The sequence below is a fragment of the Lysinibacillus sp. NPDC056959 genome (genome assembly GCF_042674095.1).
Taxonomy (GTDB): domain Bacteria; phylum Bacillota; class Bacilli; order Bacillales_A; family Planococcaceae; genus Lysinibacillus; species Lysinibacillus zambalensis.
In genome coordinates, this window is the sequence record NZ_JBHURE010000005.1 from 191,211 (window position 1) to 210,259 (window position 19,049).

Genomic DNA, 19,049 nt, shown 5'->3' on the forward strand with positions numbered 1-19,049 from the left:
ACCCCTTAGAATTTCTTCCTATTATAATTTATGCAACTATCTGAAGTGAAAGCCGTGATAACTAGAAGTTTTCATCCTATTTCCACAAAGATTCAGCCGTTCACCCATTTATTTTTTGTGCTGACGCATTTACTACTAAATCAATTATTGCCAGAAAGTAGATAAAAAGCAGCATTCCAACGTATGGATTAACCCACAGGAATACTGCTCCTTACTATTCTGACATAAAGAAATACCAAATAATCGCAATCGTAATTAATGATAAGATTACTGCAATTGTTACACGAAGTGGTGAAATCGGGGCATCTCCACCTACTCGACCTGTCTGTCCATTCACCATAAATCGATAAACCTTTTCTTTGTAGCGGAATGAAGAAAGCCAAATTGGTAACATTAGATATTTATATGTAATATCATCATGCGTTGTTGAGAAATGTAAACTAGATACTACGTCCGCATTATGTTCCCAACGTATTTTCGAAGTAATTTGTGCCTCCAGATGATCTGAAATTTCCCTCTTCGCTTGACTCCATCCGTCCTGTAAACCAATACTGTAGCGTTCTGATAAAAAGCCTGATACATATTCTGGTTTATAGGCTTTATTGTTGAGTAAATTAAAAGGTTCTATTTTTCTCATCATATTTCGATCATAACGGGCTGTTGCACTAATTAAATGATCATCAATAAATTCCTGATAAAAACCACTTGTGGAATACCAATCTGTTTCAGTTCGGGTATTCCCCTCTTTATCTGTAACTGTTCGATGTCTACCGTAACTTGCAGAATACCTTGAGCTTGTTTTAGTATCAAAAGTCCAATATGGAAGATAAACACCTTTAAATGAATCAGGCTTTGCACTTTCTTTTGCTGCTTTTGGTGTGAACCATTTTCCCTTAATCCAACTTTGAAAGTTCTCTCCTGCTTGCTTATCTGTTATTTCAAATGCACATACCCCGTTCGGAGCTAGTGTATTTTTAGCACTTGCCTCCATAACTTGATTAGAACCACAATACGGGCAACTATCGGCTACCTGTAATGCATCATAAATTGTTTCTGCCGCACAGGATTTACAAATGACTGTTTTTTTCTCAACACCCCAGTTAAAATTCCCACGTTCTTCAGCCATTGCAAAATCCATTTCCTGGGCAACTTTTTCCTCTTGCTTTTCTGGGGCTGCAATTTCAGTCTCATAGCCACAATATGGACACGTAAGTTTGCCAGTTGCGGGGTTAAATTCAATAGATGCACTACATGATGGACACTCAGCGTCAAAATCAAGCTTTACTTGTTTAAAGTTTTCAGCATCTTGCGTTTGCATCAATAGTCATCTCCTTACTTAACATCATTCTCATCAAACACATCGCCACACTCAGGACAGAACTTTGGTGGGTTCGTAGGATCTTCTGGCTGCCATCCACATTTATCACAAACGTATTGTAATGCTCCTGAAGGTTTTTTAGCACCACAATCGCCACAGAATTTGCCTTTGTTAACAGCACCACAAGTACAAGTCCATCCTTCTTCTGGAGGTTTTGGTGTCCCACAATTCGAGCAGAATTTACCAGTGTTTTCGTTGCCACATGCACATTTCCATGTACCTGAATTCGGTGCTGTTTGTTGTTGCTGGGCCACCTGTTTATTTTGCTCATTCATTTGGTAAAGCTGTCCTGCATTAACACCGCCTGCTTGAGCTGCCATATTCATGCCCATAAATCCTGCCATTGCACCACCATCATTTTTGGATGCTGCAATCATTGCTTCCGCCTGAGCACCAGTTAAATGAGCCGCAGCCATACCTGGATCACGCATCACTGCATTTCGTTGTAGTTGTTTAATCATTGCTTCATCTTCTTCAGATGCTTTTAAAGAACTGATGCCAAAGGATACAACTGCTAAACCACGAGTTGCTAGCCATTTCTCTGATAACACTTTGTTTAGGGCATCTGCTAGAGCAACAGTATGTGCCGGAATTTCGCTATAGCGAACCCCGCTTGCTGAAATATGAGCGAAAGCCGGCTGTAACGCAGTCATCAGCTCCGTTTTTAATTGACTATCGATGGCATCTCTTATAAATTCACGTTCTACGTTTCCACAAACATTTGTATAGAATAATAATGGATCGACAATTTTATATGAATATTCGCCATGACATCGAATAGCAATATCAATATCTAGGCCGATATTACGGTCGATCACGCGGAAAGGAACCGGTGCTGGTGTCCCATATTTATTACCTACGATTTCTTTTTTATTGAAATAGTACACACGCTGATCCTTTGCAGGTTCTCCTCCAAAAGTGAACCGTTTACCAATCTGCTTGAATGTTTCCATAATACCTTCAGACAAATCACTGCCATACATAATCGAAGGCTCTGTTGATGTATCATAAACATACTCCCCAGACTCAGCAGAAAACTCCACTACTTTCCCTTGCTCGACAATCATCATACATTGCCCTTCATTTATAGCAATAATAGAGCCATTACTAATAATATTGTCATTACCTTTATTTGACCCTCGTTTAGAAGTACGTTTAAAACCTTTTGCCACAAGAACATCAGCGGACAGTGATTCACAATAGAAATATTCACGCCATTGATCTTCTAAAACACCTGCTAATGCGCCAACTCCTGCTTTTAATAAACCCATATTTATTCCCACCTTCAATTTATATACTTAAGACTTATTTTACCATATCAAATATATCTCGAAACAATTGCGTCTGCAGGCTTTATACCCACACGACCTTGGTCACTCAGGCATATTCTCAGACATGAAGTGCTTAACCTGAATTCCTGTATTTCAGAGGATGTTTGAGCAACCGTTGAAATAAGCTAAAATGCTAAAATAATCTAATCATTATGTAGTACGCACAAATAGACCAATTTGTTTCATTTTTTTACTTCTTTATAAAAAATGAGATAGCTCCATAGGAACTACCTCACTCGATTAATAGTGGATATTCTAAGAAAATGCGGAAATAGCCACTAGCACCCAGGCAATGATAAATAACAGACCACCGATTGGGGTAATCGCTCCAAGCTTTTTCACACCTGTAACCGCTAATACATATAAACTACCCGAGAAAAACACTATACCTGCAAACATTAAATAACCTGCCCAAGAAAGCATACTAGAAGCTCCTAAAAGAGCATCACTCGATAAAATACCAAGCCCCAGTAAACCTAATGAATGGTACATATGATATTGCACTGCAGTTTCCGATACGAAAAACATATACATTTCTTAAAAAATGTAAACATCTCTACTGTGACACAACTTATTTCTTTCGAATTTCGTTTTGTGTCTTCCTTATTCTCCGAGTCTGGTTTCGCAAAAAGCTACTGCCATTTTGTATGACTCTCCAAAGGCTTAAATTCCGCAGTATCGTTGCGTACACACCTAAGGGTTAGTTTTTAGTTAAGCTCCTTAGATTGAATAATTTGCTAAGTTAATGCTTGCATTCAAATCTCTATCCAACTTTAATCCGCAAGAGCAGCTAAATAATCTGTCTTTCAGTTTCAAATCAGATTTGATTTGTCCACAACTAGAACAAGTTTTTGATGATGGAAACCATCTGTCGGCTTCAACAAATTCAATTCCGTATTTTTGACATTTGTATTGAATTTGCCGTTTGAATTCATATAGCTTTTGCCCGGCTACCGCCTTCGCCAGATGTTTATTTTTCATCAACCCTTTTACATGTAAATGTTCCATTACAATACGAGATGGCTTGGTTTTCACAATCTCATTAGAACACTGATGTAAATGATTTGTTCGGATATCGTTAAGTCGCTTATATAAATTACGGATTTCACTGTTTTGTTTTTGAATATTTTTCATATTCTTTAAAGGTATTTTATAGATTGGCTTTCGGTTTTTAGTATACGCTTTCGTGTTGGCCTCAAGCTTACGAGCTTGTTTTCGTTGTTCTCGTTTCAACTTTCGCTCTAATCGTTTGACTTCTTTGGTTTTGTTGATGTTCTTTTTGAACTCGCCATCAGAACAAACCGCCAATTTATTAATCCCTACATCAATTCCTAAACTTTCGCCTGTCAAATCAAATTGCTCAAATTCTTGCTCAATCCAATTGATAAGAACCAATTTCGTCCATCAAATGAAATGCGTGGATTCGAATATTTATGACCTTTTTCAAGCTTAGGAAGCGCATTGCAAGTTTTTACACTGCCAATCTTTTCACCTCTAAAACCTTCATTTGTTCGTTTTAAACTTTCGTAATTTACAAAAAAACTAACTTTACTTCTTCGTCTGCTTTTGAACCTTGGCTTTTCAGCAATTCCTACGAACCAGCGCTTTCTAGCGATGTCAGCATCTTTCACCGCCTGTTTCATCACATTGCTTCCAACTTCCTTTAGCCATTTATGCGTTGTTGGTTTCAGTTCGTTATTGATTTTTTTACGAACTTCGCCCTCTTTGACTGTACGCTTCTCGTCGTTATAAATACGTTCACTTTCAGCCAAGAAATAATTGTAAGCCCATCTCGCAGTCCCCGCAGACTTCCAAAACAAAATCTCTTGTTCTTTAGTTGGCTTTAGTTTTATCTTTGTCGCTAGCGTTACAACATTTACGCCAACATGTTTAGCAAATTCCCCAATGGACATTAATTCCATGCGTATCACCTCTCTTTCACTAGGATAAAATCACATTACCCTATTTAGAGAGGTTGTTAACATTTTTATATTTGTATATATTTTTCTTGTTCACACGAAGGCGCAACCCTTCATGCAGTCTTTCTCTCACGAGTAGACCTCTTATGCTTTCACATAAGCGCAGACTATATCTTCTTCTTATCTTCTAATAAGAGCCACATTTTTCTTCCGCCATTCGCTTGCGGTTTTACTCTCCCTCAAGGAGATAGTCGTTGAACGTCTTCCTTGTCTCATGAAAGATTTAGGAGTTTCGCTGCTAAACATCCATTGTCAAAGCACTTAGCGCCACCGTTTTCCGTTGTCACGACGATCCTTTACGGACACTGAGTGATTTTTTTCAGCTTATGCCATCCTTGTTGTTTTTTCTGCTTTCGCACCGTTACGTCTGCCGTTTCCAGCTCCGCTTTGGTCACAAGGCTTTAGGAGTTAAAAGCAATTAACGTGGAGTTCGCACCAATCGCTTGATACGAAGGGTATTCTGTTATAAATCTATGCTTCTATACAGGTTTGTATAGGTTTGTCTGAATTAATTTATCGTAACAGTTTAGTTACCCAAATGGCTGCGTAGTGTGGTGACGCAAATTTATCTTTTAATGCATGTGCTCCAAAAGCGCCTAACACGACACCCAGACATGCCATAATTGCACCTATCGCTAATAATAGCTCCATATATGTTTCTCCTATTTCTTCTCGCGTGCGATTTCTTTGTATTTCGCATCCCATGCCGGATCAATTTTACTTAAGGACACCGGACGTAACGTATCTTTTTGCGCTAGAATATGTACGGACTGAGCAGTCGCTGCAATCTTGCCATCTTCATGTAAAATTTCATAGCCATAAGTTGTACGTAGACGATCGTGCTTTTCCACCCATGTACGGACCGTTGCCACTTGGCCATAATGCATTGCTGCCTTATAAGAAATGGATAAATCCATCACTGGCGATACATAACCATCTTTTTCTAACTCTGCATACTCAAAGCCTGCATCATTGACTAATTGTGAACGACCTATTTCCATCCAAATGATATAGTTCGCATGATACACCACGCCCATTTGGTCGGTCTCAGCATATCGAATTTCAATTTGTTTCTCACTTACAAACATTTTCTTCACCTCGTCCTACATTATAGCGTAAAAATATTGATTTGGCGGGGTTTTTGCATTTTTGATTTAGGAAAAGTAAAAAATCTATTTTAAGTAAAGTTCAAAAGTTCAATTAAGAAAAACATTTGGTGATAAATGTTACTTTTCGTTTTCACCCGTTGTACCCCACTTAACTGCAAGCATGTGAATATCTAAAGGTAAAAAGGTTTTTAAGATTGAATGGATTGTATTTCATGTTTTCCTCCTTGCCCAATTTAGTTATCCGTAAGAATTCCTAAACTGTTCGAAAGTGTATTTTTTCTCGTTCTTTATAACGTCTGCGAGAGTAATGACAAAATAAAAAACCATTCAAAATGAATGGCTAAATCATTGATAGTGGAGCTAAATCATTTCGGCGCAATACCAATACGTACCGCCGTTCAGCCATGCAGGAAATTCTCAATCTTTTTCCGTACTATTGCTGGGGGAATTAATTGGATATGTTCACCATTATCGTCACATGTAAAAATTCCTTTGAAAACTTCAGGCATGGCATCGTACTGTTTATTTAACTGTTCATTAAATTTTTCGAAACAGTCATATGGATATTTTTCCAGTAAGTAAGGTATCAGAAAAGATGACCTTAAAATTTCATATTCATGATAATTAGATGGTGTACTATCGGGACGCTTTTTTAAGATTTCCAACATCTTACTCATTAAAATGGCAACTTCTTCTTCGCTAGCAAATGCAGCATACCCTCTAATGGCAGTAAGCCGCATATCCAAATATCGCTCTTTTTTATAAACTTTTAGAAAAAAGTCCTTTCCGTTCTCTGGCAAGTCAAATACTAATTGCTTTAATAATGCATTACGTTTGGCAATATCCTTTGTATTAAAGTATGTTTCCATTTTTGTGTTTCTTTCATCCATATATCTCACATCCATTCCTAAGCTAAAAGGTTACATCTTGTTCAAAAAGAATATGCTTAATATTTACTGTGTTTCTGTTACTTCGAGCTTTGCATTCTCCCAGGTCTTTACGATTTTTAGGTTATTGAGAGTTAATCTTCAAAATCAATTTTAACATAAATATCCAACGGTCAAATTACCACAAGGAAAAACTAGCTAGGTAATTTTTAATAAATTTTATATCCAATTCAACTCACTTACCCTCCACCGCTAAATTGTTGTCTCCATTCTTCGTAACTCAAATGGTACTACAATACTTGGAGGCTTAACCTCTTTGTACGCTTTGGCGAATGCTTGTTTATATGTCAGCCCCATATCTTCATATAGGCATCAATACGTACAGCCAATTTTTTTTGGTACGTCATGTAGTCTCTGCCTCGCCTATACTCTGGCAGTTTACCATTCACAATGTAAATCGTATGGCAACGACATTGAATGTCCATTGATGCAATACCCCATAACCTAGGTGCTCTTACCGTAATGATAATAACCATCAAAAACTACATATTGATACAACCAATTCTTAACGGCACTAATAATTAAAGAGGAGATTTACATGCGAAATACTCACAAAATTTAATCAAAAATTAGGCGTTATTGACATCTCCTTAAATTCAGGCGATATCTTTACTTCCAAGGTTCCATTTCCTCTTATTTGTGAGGATGCGTAACATTCATTGAATCTTTATATGTGTCTGTTTCACCGAAATTAAAGGATATGACACTTTATGGAATGAAAAAAGACTGTCGATAGACAGTCCTTTTATCAAACTAATGCACTCGTTACTTTAAGAACATGCAGTAATAATCAAAATAATTTTCCAATTCCACTTTAGCCTAAATGAATACCCGTTGTAACGCAACCTGATAGTAAATTATCTGTAAATGTAACTTCACCTTCAAGAACTAATGGAACTTTAATAGTTAAATTTTTATTGATAGAATCTAATTCAGTTTTAAATTCACAATTTCCACAATCAATGAAAGAATCTACAAGTAAAGCACTAAAAAACGATGATTCATTCATGACTAGACTTTCATTTTATAAGCTATTATTAATTGTTCTATTACTTCATTCAAAATGTATAGAGGTTTGAGCATAGCAAGTAAACTGCACGTATAGTAAAATTCACCTCATCAAAAGAACGTTGTTTTGGCTAATTAAAACCGTTTATTCCTTCGTTTACGTTTAGAAACAGATCGCTATTTTTCACTTTTGGTGATAGGTATTTTTGAATATTATCAAGTTTTGTTCAATTAATGACAAAACTTGATTTTGAAACTGTTATAGCAAATGATATGTTATTAACATATGCGGAAAAAAGTGAAAAAGGAGGAAATACCAATTGTTGTTCCATTTATTGATTTAACTAACGTTCAAAAAAAAAATGAAGTTCTTTATTATGAATCTTATCGTAGGTGTCTCTTTCAAGCCGCTCTCTACCAATATTGATTCATATTTGTGTCGAGATAATTGATTAGAGGATATAGTGGAAATAAACATAGTATTTATGTAATAGCTTTAACCGAAGTTTTTGATCACTTCATGAATGTAATTTACACATTAACTTTTAATTTTTGTAGTAGTAAATATTGTTCTAAAAAAGAGGTTAGTATACTGTGAAATATAAAAAAAACTCAAAAGAAGATTTTATTAAATTAGTTCAATCAGAAATTTTAACATCATCAGAAGTGTTGGAGGAACTGAAAGTTTCTAGGCAATCATTAAGTTCACTTGTGAAACGTGGAAAATTAACGCCTATCAAAGAACTACCAAGAGTTAGGCTATTTTTACGTGAAGATGTTGAAGCAAGAAAAGAAATAGCAAAAGAAATACAGGCTAAATACAATACCGTTTTGATGAATAAACAATAACAGCTCATGCTCAAAATTAAAAGAATACCTGGGCTCTTTTTATAGCCGTTTTATCTGTTGTATCTTAGTTATATATTTAACTAAATCATCATTTCGGAGAAAGTGTTGAATTGCCTAATCCTGTATACTTAACAAACTCAATCGTTAAAGTTTAACACCTTTAACATCAACTTCCGCATATATTGGATCCTCTTGACTTTCTAATTCTCCACTGTTAAATAACTCATTTCCATCACCTAAAATAATGATCTCACCTTGTGGACCCAAATCGGATACTCCATAGAAGAATTGGTGAATTGAATAATTCCCATGTAATTTATAAGTATTATGTCTAGTTTCAGTAGTTCCTACGAGGTTCTTTGAATATCTCCAACTTTATTCAGTTCGTAGACTTCGTTACATTTGGATCTCTTGCTCCACCCATATTTCATACACCACCACCTTCATCATTTGTTTTGGATTATAAAAAAAAGACACTCAAGATAGATAAGTGTCGGTCAATCGATTATTTAATAGATATTCATTTAAGTAGAGCACTCACCTTCCTTTGAAATTTTCTTTTGCGCTGATCATCAAAAAAATCTTTTATTTTTCTTTCATTTACTTTAATATCGATAAGGGCACCCCAAAAAGAGATAGAGGTGCTAAAATGTACGGTATTATTAATTATGAAATGTTTTTATTAACCGGGATTTTATTAAATCTAATCCCTGGTGCCGACACTATGTATATAGTTGGTAGAAGTATTTCACAAGGTAAAAGAGCTGGTGTTTATTCTGTATTCGGTATTATTACCGGCTCCTTGGTTCATACGTTATTAGTTTCTTTTGGCTTATCAATTATACTTACAAAGTCTATTGTATTATTTAATACAATAAAAATTATTGGTGTTATTTATCTAGTTTATCTAGGAATTAAAATGATACTTGATAAATCAAACTTAGTTTTTGAAGCGTCATCAAATAAATTAAACTTAAGAAAAATTTATATACAAAGACTTTTAACAAGTCTAACGAATCCCAAGGTTTCCTTATTTTTCATTGCTTTTCTTCCGCAGTTTATAGATGTTAAAGCATCAGGACCTATTCCTTTTTTAATATTAGGACTTACTTTTACTGCAACTGGACTTCTGTGGTGTTTATTTGTTGCTCATTGCTCTTCTTACGTTACTAAAAAACTAAGAGGAAACCAAAAGGTAGGATTAGTCTCGAATAAGATAACAGGAATAATATTTATTTGTATGGGGTTAAAGCTGCTTCAAACTAAAGCTCCCCTTTAAACTTGTAAAATAAAACAATGCCCCCCCTAATGAACAGTCCTTTCAAATATGAAGGGACTGTTTCTTAATTAAAATTAATTCTATTACTGCACATTTTTCTTTCAAATCGTCACTTCTCCCACCAACGCAATTTACTAATCTGCTCAAGCTCCTCCCCAATGTTAATAGAATATTAACTGAACAAAAACAGGTTTTTTTCCAAATCTCCACTTATAAAAATGGAGTTGTCCGTTTTCACCCGCACTTCCTCATTAGTTTATATCTCATACTTCCATATCACCTAATGTTGAAAGTATGGCAATTATAGTAATATATAGATCATTAATGATAAAATGAGATTAGTTAAATATTTCATAGTTTAGGAGACTATTTTCAATGACGTTAGAAGAAAAAATAGTGGAATTAACTAAAGAAACACTCGTTGATCTAGTAAACCTTCGTTACAATAAACTTAAAGAAGAGAATAAAATTAACGATAAAACTGAGGAGCTTTTAAAAGAAGTTATTCAAATGCAAGGTATTCTTACTTTACCGCCTAGTGATGAAGAAATGGACATAGATGTATACGAATATAATGATAATAGTGGTTTTGGTACAGAAATAAGGTTCTTATGGTTTGACGATGAAGAAAGCCCAATAGTACTTTTTTGCGAAGCTAAAACAAATGCTGAAAAAACTGAGATAACTGAGTTTTATATCGAAACCATCGATGTATAAAAAGGGGCAATTAAGCCCCTTTTCAATTTCCTCATCATTTGCTCGAACACTAACAAATTATCCGTTTTCAAACGAAACTAAACAACCAGTCGCCTGCTAAATAGCGACAACAGGCTGTAAAAAGTTATTTTCTTACTGTCTCAAAAACCGCAGTCAGTGCCCTAAGTTGAAAACTTAGTTTGTAAACAAAATTCTATGGCATGTATGGAACAAATATTTCTTCAAGAGAGCCTACTACCCATTGATTATTTCTCTTTGTAAGTAAAGCTATTTGCACCGAATATCCAAACTTTCCAGATACAGGAACAACCTGGCGTCTGATGCTCATATTCGTTTCTTTTGGATAAGAATACGAATAATAATCTCTTTCTTTGGACTTATCCGTAAAGGTTAAGTTTCTCATAATAATTAAATTAATCATTTCATCCGTGAAGTAGGGCTTTAAATACTGTCTTTTTTGAGCGACAGTTGAAACATTTTTTACTTTTGCAATGGCTTCATCAAGCAGCTTATAGCCATCCTCATAGTACAGTGGTTGAGCAAAAACTGCGGTACTAGACTGCTCCTGCTCTGAATATAAACTGCCAATCCGGTTATTTTTATTCCAATTAGTTTTGTACTCTAATGCATCACCGATAAATCTAATCGGTAAAAAAATGCTTCCATTATCTAAAAGTAACGATACATCCATTTGGATTTCCTCATTATTAACTTTTAGTATCTTGGAGCCAAGTGTCATTTTGATCACTTTCTTGTCTTTGATTAAAGTGGCTGTTTTCGTTGCCCCATTCCAGTTTACTTGCGCCTTTATCTTTTCGCTTACAGCTCGAATAGGTGCGTAAAGTCTTCCGTTTACCACTTTACCATTATAAATGTAATTTTCAGTTACACTTGCATATACAGTACTATTCCCTGTACCGAAATGGAATGTTGCTATAACTACTATTAAACAACAAACTACTAACCTTTTCATTTTACCCATACTTCATTCCAATCTTTCATTATTATTCTATTAATTGATATTAATAGCATCCTTATTATACGTATTTTATCCATTATTAACTATTGGTAAATAATTCATGCGAATACGAGTACTACAAAGAAATCTTGGCCGGGAAGGTCTGTCGTCGGTCTAATATCATCCAGAAACTTCCCAACCACAGATAAAGTGGTTGTTCTAAATATCAATTATGCCTCGACATAATTGGTCCGGAATCGGCAGGATGCTTAAAATCCTTTCAGCGGATGTTTGGACACCCGCTGAAAGATGTTAAAATAGGTAGGGAATAATTTTTTTCAATACCAGTATTTTTGAAAGGGGTACATATTTTGGATATCAACAAAATACAAATCAGAAAAATGACTGATAATGATTATGGTTTAATGGCTAAATGGTTGAGTACGAGAGAAGTTTTAGAATTTTACGGGGATATTAATTCACCATTTTCAATAGAACAAGTAAGGAAAAAATATGAACCACGCGTTCGTGGTGAAATTCTAGTTCTCCCCTTCATTGTTGAGTTAGACAGTTCTCCAATAGGATTTATGCAATACTATAAACTTCAAGCGGAAGAATTAAAAGAATTAGGCTATTTAAATAATGAAGTGGTTTTTGGAATTGATCAATTTATCGGTAATCCTAATCTATTTAATAAAGGCTATGGAACAATTATGGTTTGTAAATTTATTGAACTCATAATTAAAATTACAGACGCTGAAATTATAATAGTAGACCCTGAAGTTTCTAACGAAAGAGCTATTAGATGTTACGAAAAATGCGGGTTTACAAAAGTTAAAACAATTAATAATGAAAGTGCTTTGCTAATGGAATATATAAATACTAAAATCTAACTCTATATTATCATTGGATGTACAGTAAGTATTTCTCTTCCCCGATGTATTTTAATGATATATACTTTCTAGGAATGGGGGAAGATTTTTCAATAAGTAAAAATTTACTATCAAAGTTCAAAGCCTTTGCTAATAAATTAAAACAAAATTTATTTGTACTATACTTGTCTTATAAAGTCCAAGAACCCCATGGTATGCAAAACTTGTGGCTATGCTTATAGTTGCTTATGCTTTTAGCCCAATAGATTTAATTCCAGATTTTATTCCTATTCTAGGGTATCTTGATGATTTGATAATTGTTCCTTTTGGAATAATCTTCGCTTTAAAATTAATTCCACCACATGTGATTGACGATCATAAAGAAGCTGCGGAAAAGTTAAAACAATCTGGAAAACCAAAGAATTGGTTTGTTGGTATTCTTTTCATTATCATTTGGGTTATCTTTGCAGTTTGGATTAGTAAAATAATTATTCATCATATTTAACGGATTATTCAGCAAGACTTCCTGACTATATGATCATCTATCCAACTATTAGGAGGTATCTAGGATGACACTAAAGATTATTAAAACCCTTTTAGCTATCTTTCTTGTGTTCATGTATTATTTAGGCTTTTGGTCAGCTAGCTCTACTCAAGAAATTATTCTTTTCTTTATTATGATCCTCTTTATTTATGAAGTAGGTGTTGAAACTGGTAAGAGAAAATGTGAAACTACGAAGTCTTAGGCTACTTTCTTTTACTTTTTCCAATTTTCTCGTTACCACGTTTAAAATTACCTGTCATTTTAGCTAACAATAGCTGTACTGTTGTTAGATTGTCTTCAACTTCTTTGATTTTTGCGATAAGTCGCTCGGCCTCCCTATCCTTTACAATTTTTATCTGTTTACCCTCGTATTCTATTACTACCGTTCCTTTTTTCGTTATTTGATAAGCAAATGGTTCTTCGCTTAATCTGTTTCGTTTATCTATTTCGTTTATCTATTTCGTTCACTACACCATCTCCTTAATTGTTTTAGTCTCAAATAGTATATTCAAAAAAATCTGCTGGTCACTCGAGTTTATTTTTCGCCTCAATATGTATGGTGCTTGAAATAATGTATTAATTGCAAACCGACCAATTATCCCTTGGCTTAATTTCTAAGCTGTAACTTGTGACGGCGCTGCGGCATTTTCTATTTTGTTCAGAAATTGTTTATACCTAAATGTTACCCTACTATTAGAAAGGTAGGTGGTATTAATGTTAGAACCAATGGAATTTCTAATTAATCAAATACTAGAGAAACATGATGTAAAAAATGAAAATTTAGCCAAAGCACTTACAGAAATTTTTGATGCTTATTACAAACTTTCTCAACAAAAATCTGTTATAGACTTTGTGTTAAAAGACGGATTACATTAAAATGCGAACATTAATCATTGCTGCAAGAGTCACATCTAGAATGCTGACTTTTGCAGACCTTCTTTCAAAAAGATTATTCTTCGTATTGCTCAATATTAAAAAACAATCTAACAAACTTTATAATTCATTCATCATAAACAAGAAACAATTTCCAATCACTTTCGTCCTTTAATAATAAGGGGGAGATGTTCTATGATCGGTTTTCTTAACCTGGGAAGCCTAGTACTTGGTGTAATAGCAATACTGTTACCAATTTGTAGTCTTTTGAGTACTAAAAAGAAAGTCCACAATTATAGATTAATCTTTTGCACTTTAAGTTTCAGTGCTTGTGCTATATCGATAAGTTTCCAATTATTTTATAATAACCACCTTGTTAAGGTTGAAGATTGGTCTGCTCTTATGGATATAACTAGTAGTTCCGTATTTGCTGTATCCATCTTATTAATCAGTACAATTCTATTAAATACACTGACAATAATTATTAATCGCGACAAAACAGTTAAAAATTAATACAGATTACTAATATCACGTAGTATTTCCGATATTGTGGAGCTACTACGTGCTTTATTTTGCTTACCATATATCTTTGAGTCTACATTTTTATGATGAATCACTACCTGTACATTATCTTTCGATTGATTCATCACTAAATAATTTCAGATTGATCAGAACTCAGTCCATCACTTACATCATGGAAAGGGCTGTATCCAGTAACATTGTATTCACTCCTTTACGCACATACCCCCAATCCTCTCAATAGGTATCTTTTAATGCTCGAAAACGATTCGGTTTATCAGTACGTTCTATTTCAAGTAACGTTACATCTAAACGAAGTTATGCTGTGTTTTTTCGATTGCTCATGAATTTTATTCTTCTCTAAACATTTTCATTGTGACATATATACTGTTTGGAAATCTAAAAATGGTCTATTAACCATTTTCTATTTTTGTAAAACAAAGTCATTACTTAATAGACAAATTGCCATTCAAATTTCTTTGTCTAATCATATATTAATAAAGTAACGTTATTGTTACCTTACTAAAATTGAAATGGAGGTATTGATTGATAATGGGTGATATTATAAATATTAGAACTAGTTCTGATTCCTGTGGAAAACATGAAAAAGGTTCCAGCCATCGCTGTAAAGGTTGTGTTTGTGATCAATTAAGACGTTTACAAACTCAGACTGAAGTTGATCTCTTCTTATTAGGAGGTCAGGTTATAGAAGACGTTGTTTTTATTACCTTTGATCCAAAAAATTGTTGTGCTTTCTTCAATGATCCAACGACAGAACCTGGTTCAACAATTATTGTTGACTGTCAAGATATTCAAGCTATCCGAATTGAAGCAGACTAAGCTAAGCTAAAGCGCAACAAAGATACAAAAAAACAATAAATTTCAAATAAAAAGAGATCAAAAGACGAATCCAATTTGAACAATCTTTTTTCAAATGGATTCGTCTTATTTATTTAGATTATTTAAATCTAACTTTAATTCAATGTTACAACCGGCACTTTGTATTTTCTTCTGATAAGAATACACTTTCAATTATAAACCTTTGAAAGCTTCAGTTTGCTCCTTGATTCCTTTTTCTGCAGCAAATCTCTCAATACTAGAAGCACCAAAGAATCCAACAATCCCATCTACTCTTTCAATAATATAAGCAGCATCTTCTGGTTCTGCAATTGGACCTCCATGGCAAATTGCTAATATTTCAGGATTTATAGACTTACCAGCATTAATAATTTTTTGAATTCGATCGACACAGTCATCTAGAGTTAATGCAGTTTGTGCACCAATCGTTCCTTTTGTTGTTAATCCCATATGGGCCACTAAAATATCCGCACCCGCTTCAGCCATTTTCTTTGCTTGCTCTTCATCGAAGACATAAGGTGTAGTTAGTAGGTCTAATTCATTTGCCTTTCTAATCATATCTACTTCTAAATCATAGCCCATCCCTGTTTCCTCTAGATTTTGACGAAATACACCGTCAATTAAACCAACTGTAGGGAAGTTTTGAACCCCACTAAACCCTTGTACTTTCAACTGCTTTAAGAAAACTTCCATTACTTTAAAAGGATCTGTTCCATTAACACCAGCTAGTACTGGAGTATCCTTTACAACTGGTAATACTTCATTACCCATCTCTACAACAATTTGATTGGCATCACCATAAGATAATAATCCAGCTAGGGAACCACGACCAGCCATTCTATAACGGCCAGAATTATAGACAATTAACATGTCAGCTCCACCGGCTTCACTACTTTTAGCTGTAATTCCTGTACCAGCTCCAACACCTAACAGAATATTACCTTTCTTAATTTCTTCTTTAAAACGATTCAATATTTCTTGTCTCTTTAACATGATTGCTATCCCTTTCTTTATTTTCTATTAATTCAATCAATTTTCTCGCTGCTGCTAGTGCAAACTCTTCACTATTAATATCCGCATTGATTTCAATCATTTCCACTTTGCTTTGGTCAACATTTTTTCTTAATGTATCAAATAACATTCTATCTTCTTCTAAACCATAAAAAGGTTGCCCTTCAACATCTAGACCAGAGAGCCCTTCTAACGGTAAAAATAAAGCTGTGTACCCTGTCGCTAAAGCTAATTTTTCTGCAATTACTTCACCTATTTGTCTATTCTCTTCAACGGATGTACGCATCAAAGTAACTGTTGGATTATGCTTATAAAATTTTCGACCTTTAAATTTATCAGGGACAGAGTTAAATGGACCAAAGTTAACCATATCTATTGCACCCACCGATACAACTTGAGGAATTTGTTTTCTAGAAGCTGCTTCTAAACGATTCGGTCCAGCTTTCAAGACACCGCCAATTAACTCATCAGCCCATTCAGTGGTCGTTATGTCAAGGACTCCATCTATAAATCCATTAGCTATTAAATTCTCCATTGTACGACCACCAACACCTGTTGCATGGAATATTAATACTTCATATCCTTTAGCTTCTAAAAAATCTTTAGCCTGATTAATACAAGGTGTTGTTAGTCCGAACATTGTTGCAGCAATAAGTGGTTTCTTTTTTACGATCGTTATATTGTCAAAGTTCAGCATACCTGCAATCGCAAATACTGCATTCGTAAATATTTTAGTCGAAATTACATTTAAACCAGCAACGTCTACTACCGATGGAATCATAATGATGTCACTAGTTCCTACATATGGCTCCGTATTACCAGAAGCAACTGTAGAAACCATCACTTTTGGAACACCTATTGGTAGTGCTCTCATACCAGTTGTTACGATAGATGACCCTCCAGTACCTCCAAAGGAAAGTACACCGTCAAATTTACCTTCTTCATACAGTTTCGGCAAAAGGACTTCCATCCCTTTTGCAAGAGCTGCGGTTGCATTTGCTCGATCTCTCTTTGTCGCAATGTCCTGTATATCTTCTCCAGCTGCAGCTGCTACTTCAGCATTTGATACGTCAGGCTCAAATGCTGGATTAAAAACACCAGTATGAATCGTAAAAGTATTGAAACCTAACGATTCAATCAACTCTTTTACATACAAATATTCTTTTCCTTTTGAATCAAATGTTCCAGCCAAAGCAATTGTTTTCATATCATCTCTCTCCCTTCTAGATCTTAAAATCGTCAAAATAATCATACAAGAAAGCGATTACATTTATTACTCCATTCCATAATAACGTTTTCTTTTGGGAGAGTTAATGTGTTTTTGTTCTATAAAATTGTCTCTTTGTTATATTATCAATTATGCCTTGGCATTATTGCGTCTGGACACGGCTTTGTATTTAGGCCTGCAGATGTTTTTTGTGCGAAAGCGCAGCGGCAGTAACAACTGGTTTTGTCTGTGCGAAAGCGCAGCGGCAGTAACATGATGTTGGTCAATCAAGCGTTGCCACAGCTCGTGGCGTTCTTAGACTGAGTTCCTCTATTTCAGTGGGTGTCCAAACACCTGCTGATAGAAGTTAAATAGTTTTTAGGTGACACACCTTTATATTTTTTGAATATTTTACTAAATTGAGTGTAATCCGGATAACCTACCATTTCAGCGATATTATTTAGCGGTATTTTTTCAAATTTCAGTATTTCGATAGCGCGATTAAGCCGAAAATTAATAAGATATTCAGTAAATGAAATACCCATCTCTTTTTTAAATAAAGTGCTTAAATAAGAGCGAGACAAACTTAATATTTCGGCGACTTCATTCAACGAAATTTCGTCCATATAATGTAGGCTGATATACTTCTTTGTAAAATTAATATAATCATCTTGACTTTCTAAACCATCAGTAATTTTACTGATTAATTCATCCAACTGAAAATCGTTCGTCTGCTTAAATGATTTCGTAATATGTATAAGTGCTTGTTCATTTGGAATCCTTTCAAAAACGGAACCCCCGATGTATCCCATAATAGTAGTATCATCGTACATATACTGAACATCTATAGGTTTATTAACCGGACCACCATAAATCATGTTAATAATGTTTGGATTCAGTTCATTACATCTATTAAAAATAGTTACAGCCATCCTTTTGGCAGCATGTAAAGATAAAATCTTTTTAGCGCCTAGTGATCCCCCATTCGTTAAACCTAAGTGAACACAAATAATATCTGCACCCGCTTCTACCATACTTATAGCTTGCTCCTCATTAAATACAAAAGCTACTGTAAACAAACCTTTTTCACTAGCGATACGAATAGCTTCTATCTCTTTTTCATATGTAATCCCTTGTTCTTCTAGAGCTTCTCTAAAAAGCCCATCTATCAGGCCAATACTTGGATAATTATTAATACCTGCAAATCCCTTTTTCTGAATCAAATCGATATAGCTATCTAATTCAATTGTTGGATCTGTTGCACATAAACCAAAACAAACTGGAATTTTTTTAATCGTAGGAATGATCTCTTTGCATGCAAAACCCATAACAACATCATTACTATTCGCATACGGTAAAAAGCCTGCTAATGAGCTTACCCCCATTAATCTAAACCGTCCTGAATTTAGCGCAAGGATAAAATCAGCGCCACCTTGTTCTGCATATTTAGCTGTCATTCCAGAACCTGCTGCAACACCTAAAATATATCGATTTTTATTAATTTGTTTATTCATATAATTTTTTATTTCATACTTCTGATTTAGTTTGTCCTCCATTTAATTTTCACCCCTACAAACATTGTTTTGTCTTCAGTTATTTAATCATTCTTC

The 19,049-nt window shown here is 34.5% G+C and carries 18 protein-coding genes and 3 pseudogenes; 8 read left to right on the forward strand and 13 right to left on the reverse strand.

Annotated elements, in window-relative coordinates; all coding sequences use genetic code 11:
• Positions 1 to 214: 214 nt before the first annotated feature.
• The 8 genes and pseudogenes from ACFTQ7_RS08735 to ACFTQ7_RS08770 all read right to left on the reverse strand — a co-directional run bounded on the left by ACFTQ7_RS08735 (position 215) and on the right by ACFTQ7_RS08770 (position 7,753).
• Positions 215 to 1,318 carry a TFIIB-type zinc ribbon-containing protein gene (locus ACFTQ7_RS08735; protein ID WP_386828171.1) on the reverse strand — a complete coding sequence of 368 codons (1,104 nt, stop codon included), beginning with the start codon at positions 1,316 to 1,318 and terminating at the stop codon, positions 215 to 217.
• 14 nt (positions 1,319 to 1,332) lie between these two features.
• On the reverse strand, positions 1,333 to 2,649 hold the full coding sequence (locus ACFTQ7_RS08740) for an SPFH domain-containing protein (protein ID WP_386828172.1): 1,317 nt from the start codon (positions 2,647 to 2,649) through the stop codon (positions 1,333 to 1,335).
• A 315-nt stretch (positions 2,650 to 2,964) separates the two neighbouring features.
• Positions 2,965 to 3,222 (reverse strand): annotated as a pseudogene (locus ACFTQ7_RS08745) (DUF423 domain-containing protein); the annotation flags it as partial.
• 207 nt (positions 3,223 to 3,429) lie between these two features.
• Positions 3,430 to 4,622, reverse strand: a pseudogene (locus ACFTQ7_RS08750) (RNA-guided endonuclease InsQ/TnpB family protein).
• A gap of 579 nt (positions 4,623 to 5,201) precedes the next feature.
• Positions 5,202 to 5,339, reverse strand: a complete 138-nt coding sequence (locus tag ACFTQ7_RS08755) for a DUF423 domain-containing protein (protein WP_386828173.1) — start codon at positions 5,337 to 5,339, stop codon at positions 5,202 to 5,204.
• A gap of 11 nt (positions 5,340 to 5,350) precedes the next feature.
• Entirely contained in the window at positions 5,351 to 5,776 is a 426-nt protein-coding gene (locus ACFTQ7_RS08760) for an acyl-CoA thioesterase (protein WP_386828174.1), read from the reverse strand.
• A 419-nt stretch (positions 5,777 to 6,195) separates the two neighbouring features.
• On the reverse strand, positions 6,196 to 6,687 hold the full coding sequence (locus tag ACFTQ7_RS08765; RefSeq protein WP_386828175.1) for a hypothetical protein: 492 nt from the start codon (positions 6,685 to 6,687) through the stop codon (positions 6,196 to 6,198).
• Between the two features lie 871 nt (positions 6,688 to 7,558).
• Positions 7,559 to 7,753 (reverse strand): hypothetical protein, encoded by a 195-nt coding sequence (locus ACFTQ7_RS08770; RefSeq protein WP_386828176.1) that lies wholly within the window; start codon positions 7,751 to 7,753, stop codon positions 7,559 to 7,561.
• A 593-nt stretch (positions 7,754 to 8,346) separates the two neighbouring features.
• Here ACFTQ7_RS08770 and ACFTQ7_RS08775 point away from each other — a divergent pair.
• Positions 8,347 to 8,601, forward strand: a complete 255-nt coding sequence (locus ACFTQ7_RS08775) for a helix-turn-helix transcriptional regulator (RefSeq protein WP_386828177.1) — start codon at positions 8,347 to 8,349, stop codon at positions 8,599 to 8,601.
• A gap of 144 nt (positions 8,602 to 8,745) precedes the next feature.
• On the opposite strand, the pseudogene ACFTQ7_RS08780 reads toward ACFTQ7_RS08775, so the two are convergent.
• Positions 8,746 to 8,931 (reverse strand): annotated as a pseudogene (locus ACFTQ7_RS08780) (NPCBM/NEW2 domain-containing protein); the annotation flags it as partial.
• Positions 8,932 to 9,250: 319 nt separating this feature from the next.
• Between ACFTQ7_RS08780 and ACFTQ7_RS08785 the strand changes: the two are divergent.
• Together ACFTQ7_RS08785 and ACFTQ7_RS08790 are read left to right on the forward strand one after the other, a co-directional pair.
• Positions 9,251 to 9,880: a LysE family translocator gene (locus ACFTQ7_RS08785; protein WP_386828178.1), complete on the forward strand. Its 630-nt coding sequence runs from the start codon at positions 9,251 to 9,253 to the stop codon at positions 9,878 to 9,880.
• Positions 9,881 to 10,255: 375 nt separating this feature from the next.
• Positions 10,256 to 10,597, forward strand: coding sequence for a DUF7668 domain-containing protein (locus ACFTQ7_RS08790; RefSeq protein WP_386828179.1), 342 nt, complete (start codon positions 10,256 to 10,258; stop codon positions 10,595 to 10,597).
• A 193-nt stretch (positions 10,598 to 10,790) separates the two neighbouring features.
• Here ACFTQ7_RS08790 and ACFTQ7_RS08795 read toward each other — a convergent pair whose 3' ends face one another.
• Positions 10,791 to 11,570 (reverse strand): copper amine oxidase N-terminal domain-containing protein, encoded by a 780-nt coding sequence (locus tag ACFTQ7_RS08795; protein WP_386828180.1) that lies wholly within the window; start codon positions 11,568 to 11,570, stop codon positions 10,791 to 10,793.
• A 356-nt stretch (positions 11,571 to 11,926) separates the two neighbouring features.
• Here ACFTQ7_RS08795 and ACFTQ7_RS08800 point away from each other — a divergent pair, with 356 nt between their 5' ends.
• The 5 genes from ACFTQ7_RS08800 (at position 11,927) to ACFTQ7_RS08820 (ending at position 15,203) form a co-directional block, all read left to right on the forward strand.
• A complete protein-coding gene (locus ACFTQ7_RS08800) occupies positions 11,927 to 12,448 on the forward strand; it encodes a GNAT family N-acetyltransferase (protein ID WP_386828181.1) in 522 nt (173 codons plus the stop codon).
• Between the two features lie 211 nt (positions 12,449 to 12,659).
• The gene (locus tag ACFTQ7_RS08805; RefSeq protein WP_386828246.1) at positions 12,660 to 12,932 is read left to right on the forward strand and encodes a YkvA family protein; all 273 of its coding nucleotides are present in this window, start codon (positions 12,660 to 12,662) and stop codon (positions 12,930 to 12,932) included.
• 64 nt (positions 12,933 to 12,996) lie between these two features.
• Complete coding sequence (locus ACFTQ7_RS08810) at positions 12,997 to 13,173, forward strand: hypothetical protein (RefSeq protein ID WP_386828182.1); 177 nt, start codon at positions 12,997 to 12,999, stop codon at positions 13,171 to 13,173.
• 512 nt (positions 13,174 to 13,685) lie between these two features.
• Positions 13,686 to 13,847, forward strand: coding sequence for a hypothetical protein (locus ACFTQ7_RS08815; protein ID WP_349658136.1), 162 nt, complete (start codon positions 13,686 to 13,688; stop codon positions 13,845 to 13,847).
• A gap of 1,068 nt (positions 13,848 to 14,915) precedes the next feature.
• Positions 14,916 to 15,203, forward strand: a complete 288-nt coding sequence (locus ACFTQ7_RS08820) for a hydrolase (RefSeq protein WP_386828183.1) — start codon at positions 14,916 to 14,918, stop codon at positions 15,201 to 15,203.
• Positions 15,204 to 15,395: 192 nt separating this feature from the next.
• On the opposite strand, the gene ACFTQ7_RS08825 is transcribed toward ACFTQ7_RS08820, so the two are convergent.
• From ACFTQ7_RS08825 to ACFTQ7_RS08835, 3 genes are all read right to left on the reverse strand, one after another.
• Positions 15,396 to 16,214, reverse strand: a complete 819-nt coding sequence (locus tag ACFTQ7_RS08825) for a phosphoenolpyruvate hydrolase family protein (protein ID WP_386828184.1) — start codon at positions 16,212 to 16,214, stop codon at positions 15,396 to 15,398.
• The gene (locus ACFTQ7_RS08830) at positions 16,180 to 17,439 is read right to left on the reverse strand and encodes a Tm-1-like ATP-binding domain-containing protein (protein WP_386828185.1); all 1,260 of its coding nucleotides are present in this window, start codon (positions 17,437 to 17,439) and stop codon (positions 16,180 to 16,182) included. Before ACFTQ7_RS08830 ends, ACFTQ7_RS08825 begins: the two co-directional genes overlap by 35 nt.
• 335 nt (positions 17,440 to 17,774) lie before the next feature.
• On the reverse strand, positions 17,775 to 18,995 hold the full coding sequence (locus ACFTQ7_RS08835; RefSeq protein WP_386828186.1) for a phosphoenolpyruvate hydrolase family protein: 1,221 nt from the start codon (positions 18,993 to 18,995) through the stop codon (positions 17,775 to 17,777).
• Positions 18,996 to 19,049: the final 54 nt, after the last annotated feature.

Bases quoted from the DNA above. Each gene is read 5' to 3' on its own strand.
- ACFTQ7_RS08735 (WP_386828171.1), bottom strand. From the start codon at position 1,318: ATGCAAACGCAAGATGCTGAAAACTTTAAACAAGTAAAGCTTGATTTT.
- ACFTQ7_RS08740 (WP_386828172.1), bottom strand. From the start codon at position 2,649: ATGGGTTTATTAAAAGCAGGAGTTGGCGCATTAGCAGGTGTTTTAGAA.
- ACFTQ7_RS08755 (WP_386828173.1), bottom strand. From the start codon at position 5,339: ATGGAGCTATTATTAGCGATAGGTGCAATTATGGCATGTCTGGGTGTC.
- ACFTQ7_RS08760 (WP_386828174.1), bottom strand. From the start codon at position 5,776: ATGTTTGTAAGTGAGAAACAAATTGAAATTCGATATGCTGAGACCGAC.
- ACFTQ7_RS08765 (WP_386828175.1), bottom strand. From the start codon at position 6,687: ATGGATGAAAGAAACACAAAAATGGAAACATACTTTAATACAAAGGAT.
- ACFTQ7_RS08770 (WP_386828176.1), bottom strand. From the start codon at position 7,753: ATGAATGAATCATCGTTTTTTAGTGCTTTACTTGTAGATTCTTTCATT.
- ACFTQ7_RS08785 (WP_386828178.1), top strand. From the start codon at position 9,251: ATGTACGGTATTATTAATTATGAAATGTTTTTATTAACCGGGATTTTA.
- ACFTQ7_RS08790 (WP_386828179.1), top strand. From the start codon at position 10,256: ATGACGTTAGAAGAAAAAATAGTGGAATTAACTAAAGAAACACTCGTT.
- ACFTQ7_RS08795 (WP_386828180.1), bottom strand. From the start codon at position 11,570: ATGAAAAGGTTAGTAGTTTGTTGTTTAATAGTAGTTATAGCAACATTC.
- ACFTQ7_RS08805 (WP_386828246.1), top strand. From the start codon at position 12,660: ATGCTTATAGTTGCTTATGCTTTTAGCCCAATAGATTTAATTCCAGAT.
- ACFTQ7_RS08810 (WP_386828182.1), top strand. From the start codon at position 12,997: ATGACACTAAAGATTATTAAAACCCTTTTAGCTATCTTTCTTGTGTTC.
- ACFTQ7_RS08815 (WP_349658136.1), top strand. From the start codon at position 13,686: ATGTTAGAACCAATGGAATTTCTAATTAATCAAATACTAGAGAAACAT.
- ACFTQ7_RS08820 (WP_386828183.1), top strand. From the start codon at position 14,916: ATGGGTGATATTATAAATATTAGAACTAGTTCTGATTCCTGTGGAAAA.
- ACFTQ7_RS08825 (WP_386828184.1), bottom strand. From the start codon at position 16,214: ATGTTAAAGAGACAAGAAATATTGAATCGTTTTAAAGAAGAAATTAAG.
- ACFTQ7_RS08830 (WP_386828185.1), bottom strand. From the start codon at position 17,439: ATGAAAACAATTGCTTTGGCTGGAACATTTGATTCAAAAGGAAAAGAA.
- ACFTQ7_RS08835 (WP_386828186.1), bottom strand. From the start codon at position 18,995: ATGGAGGACAAACTAAATCAGAAGTATGAAATAAAAAATTATATGAAT.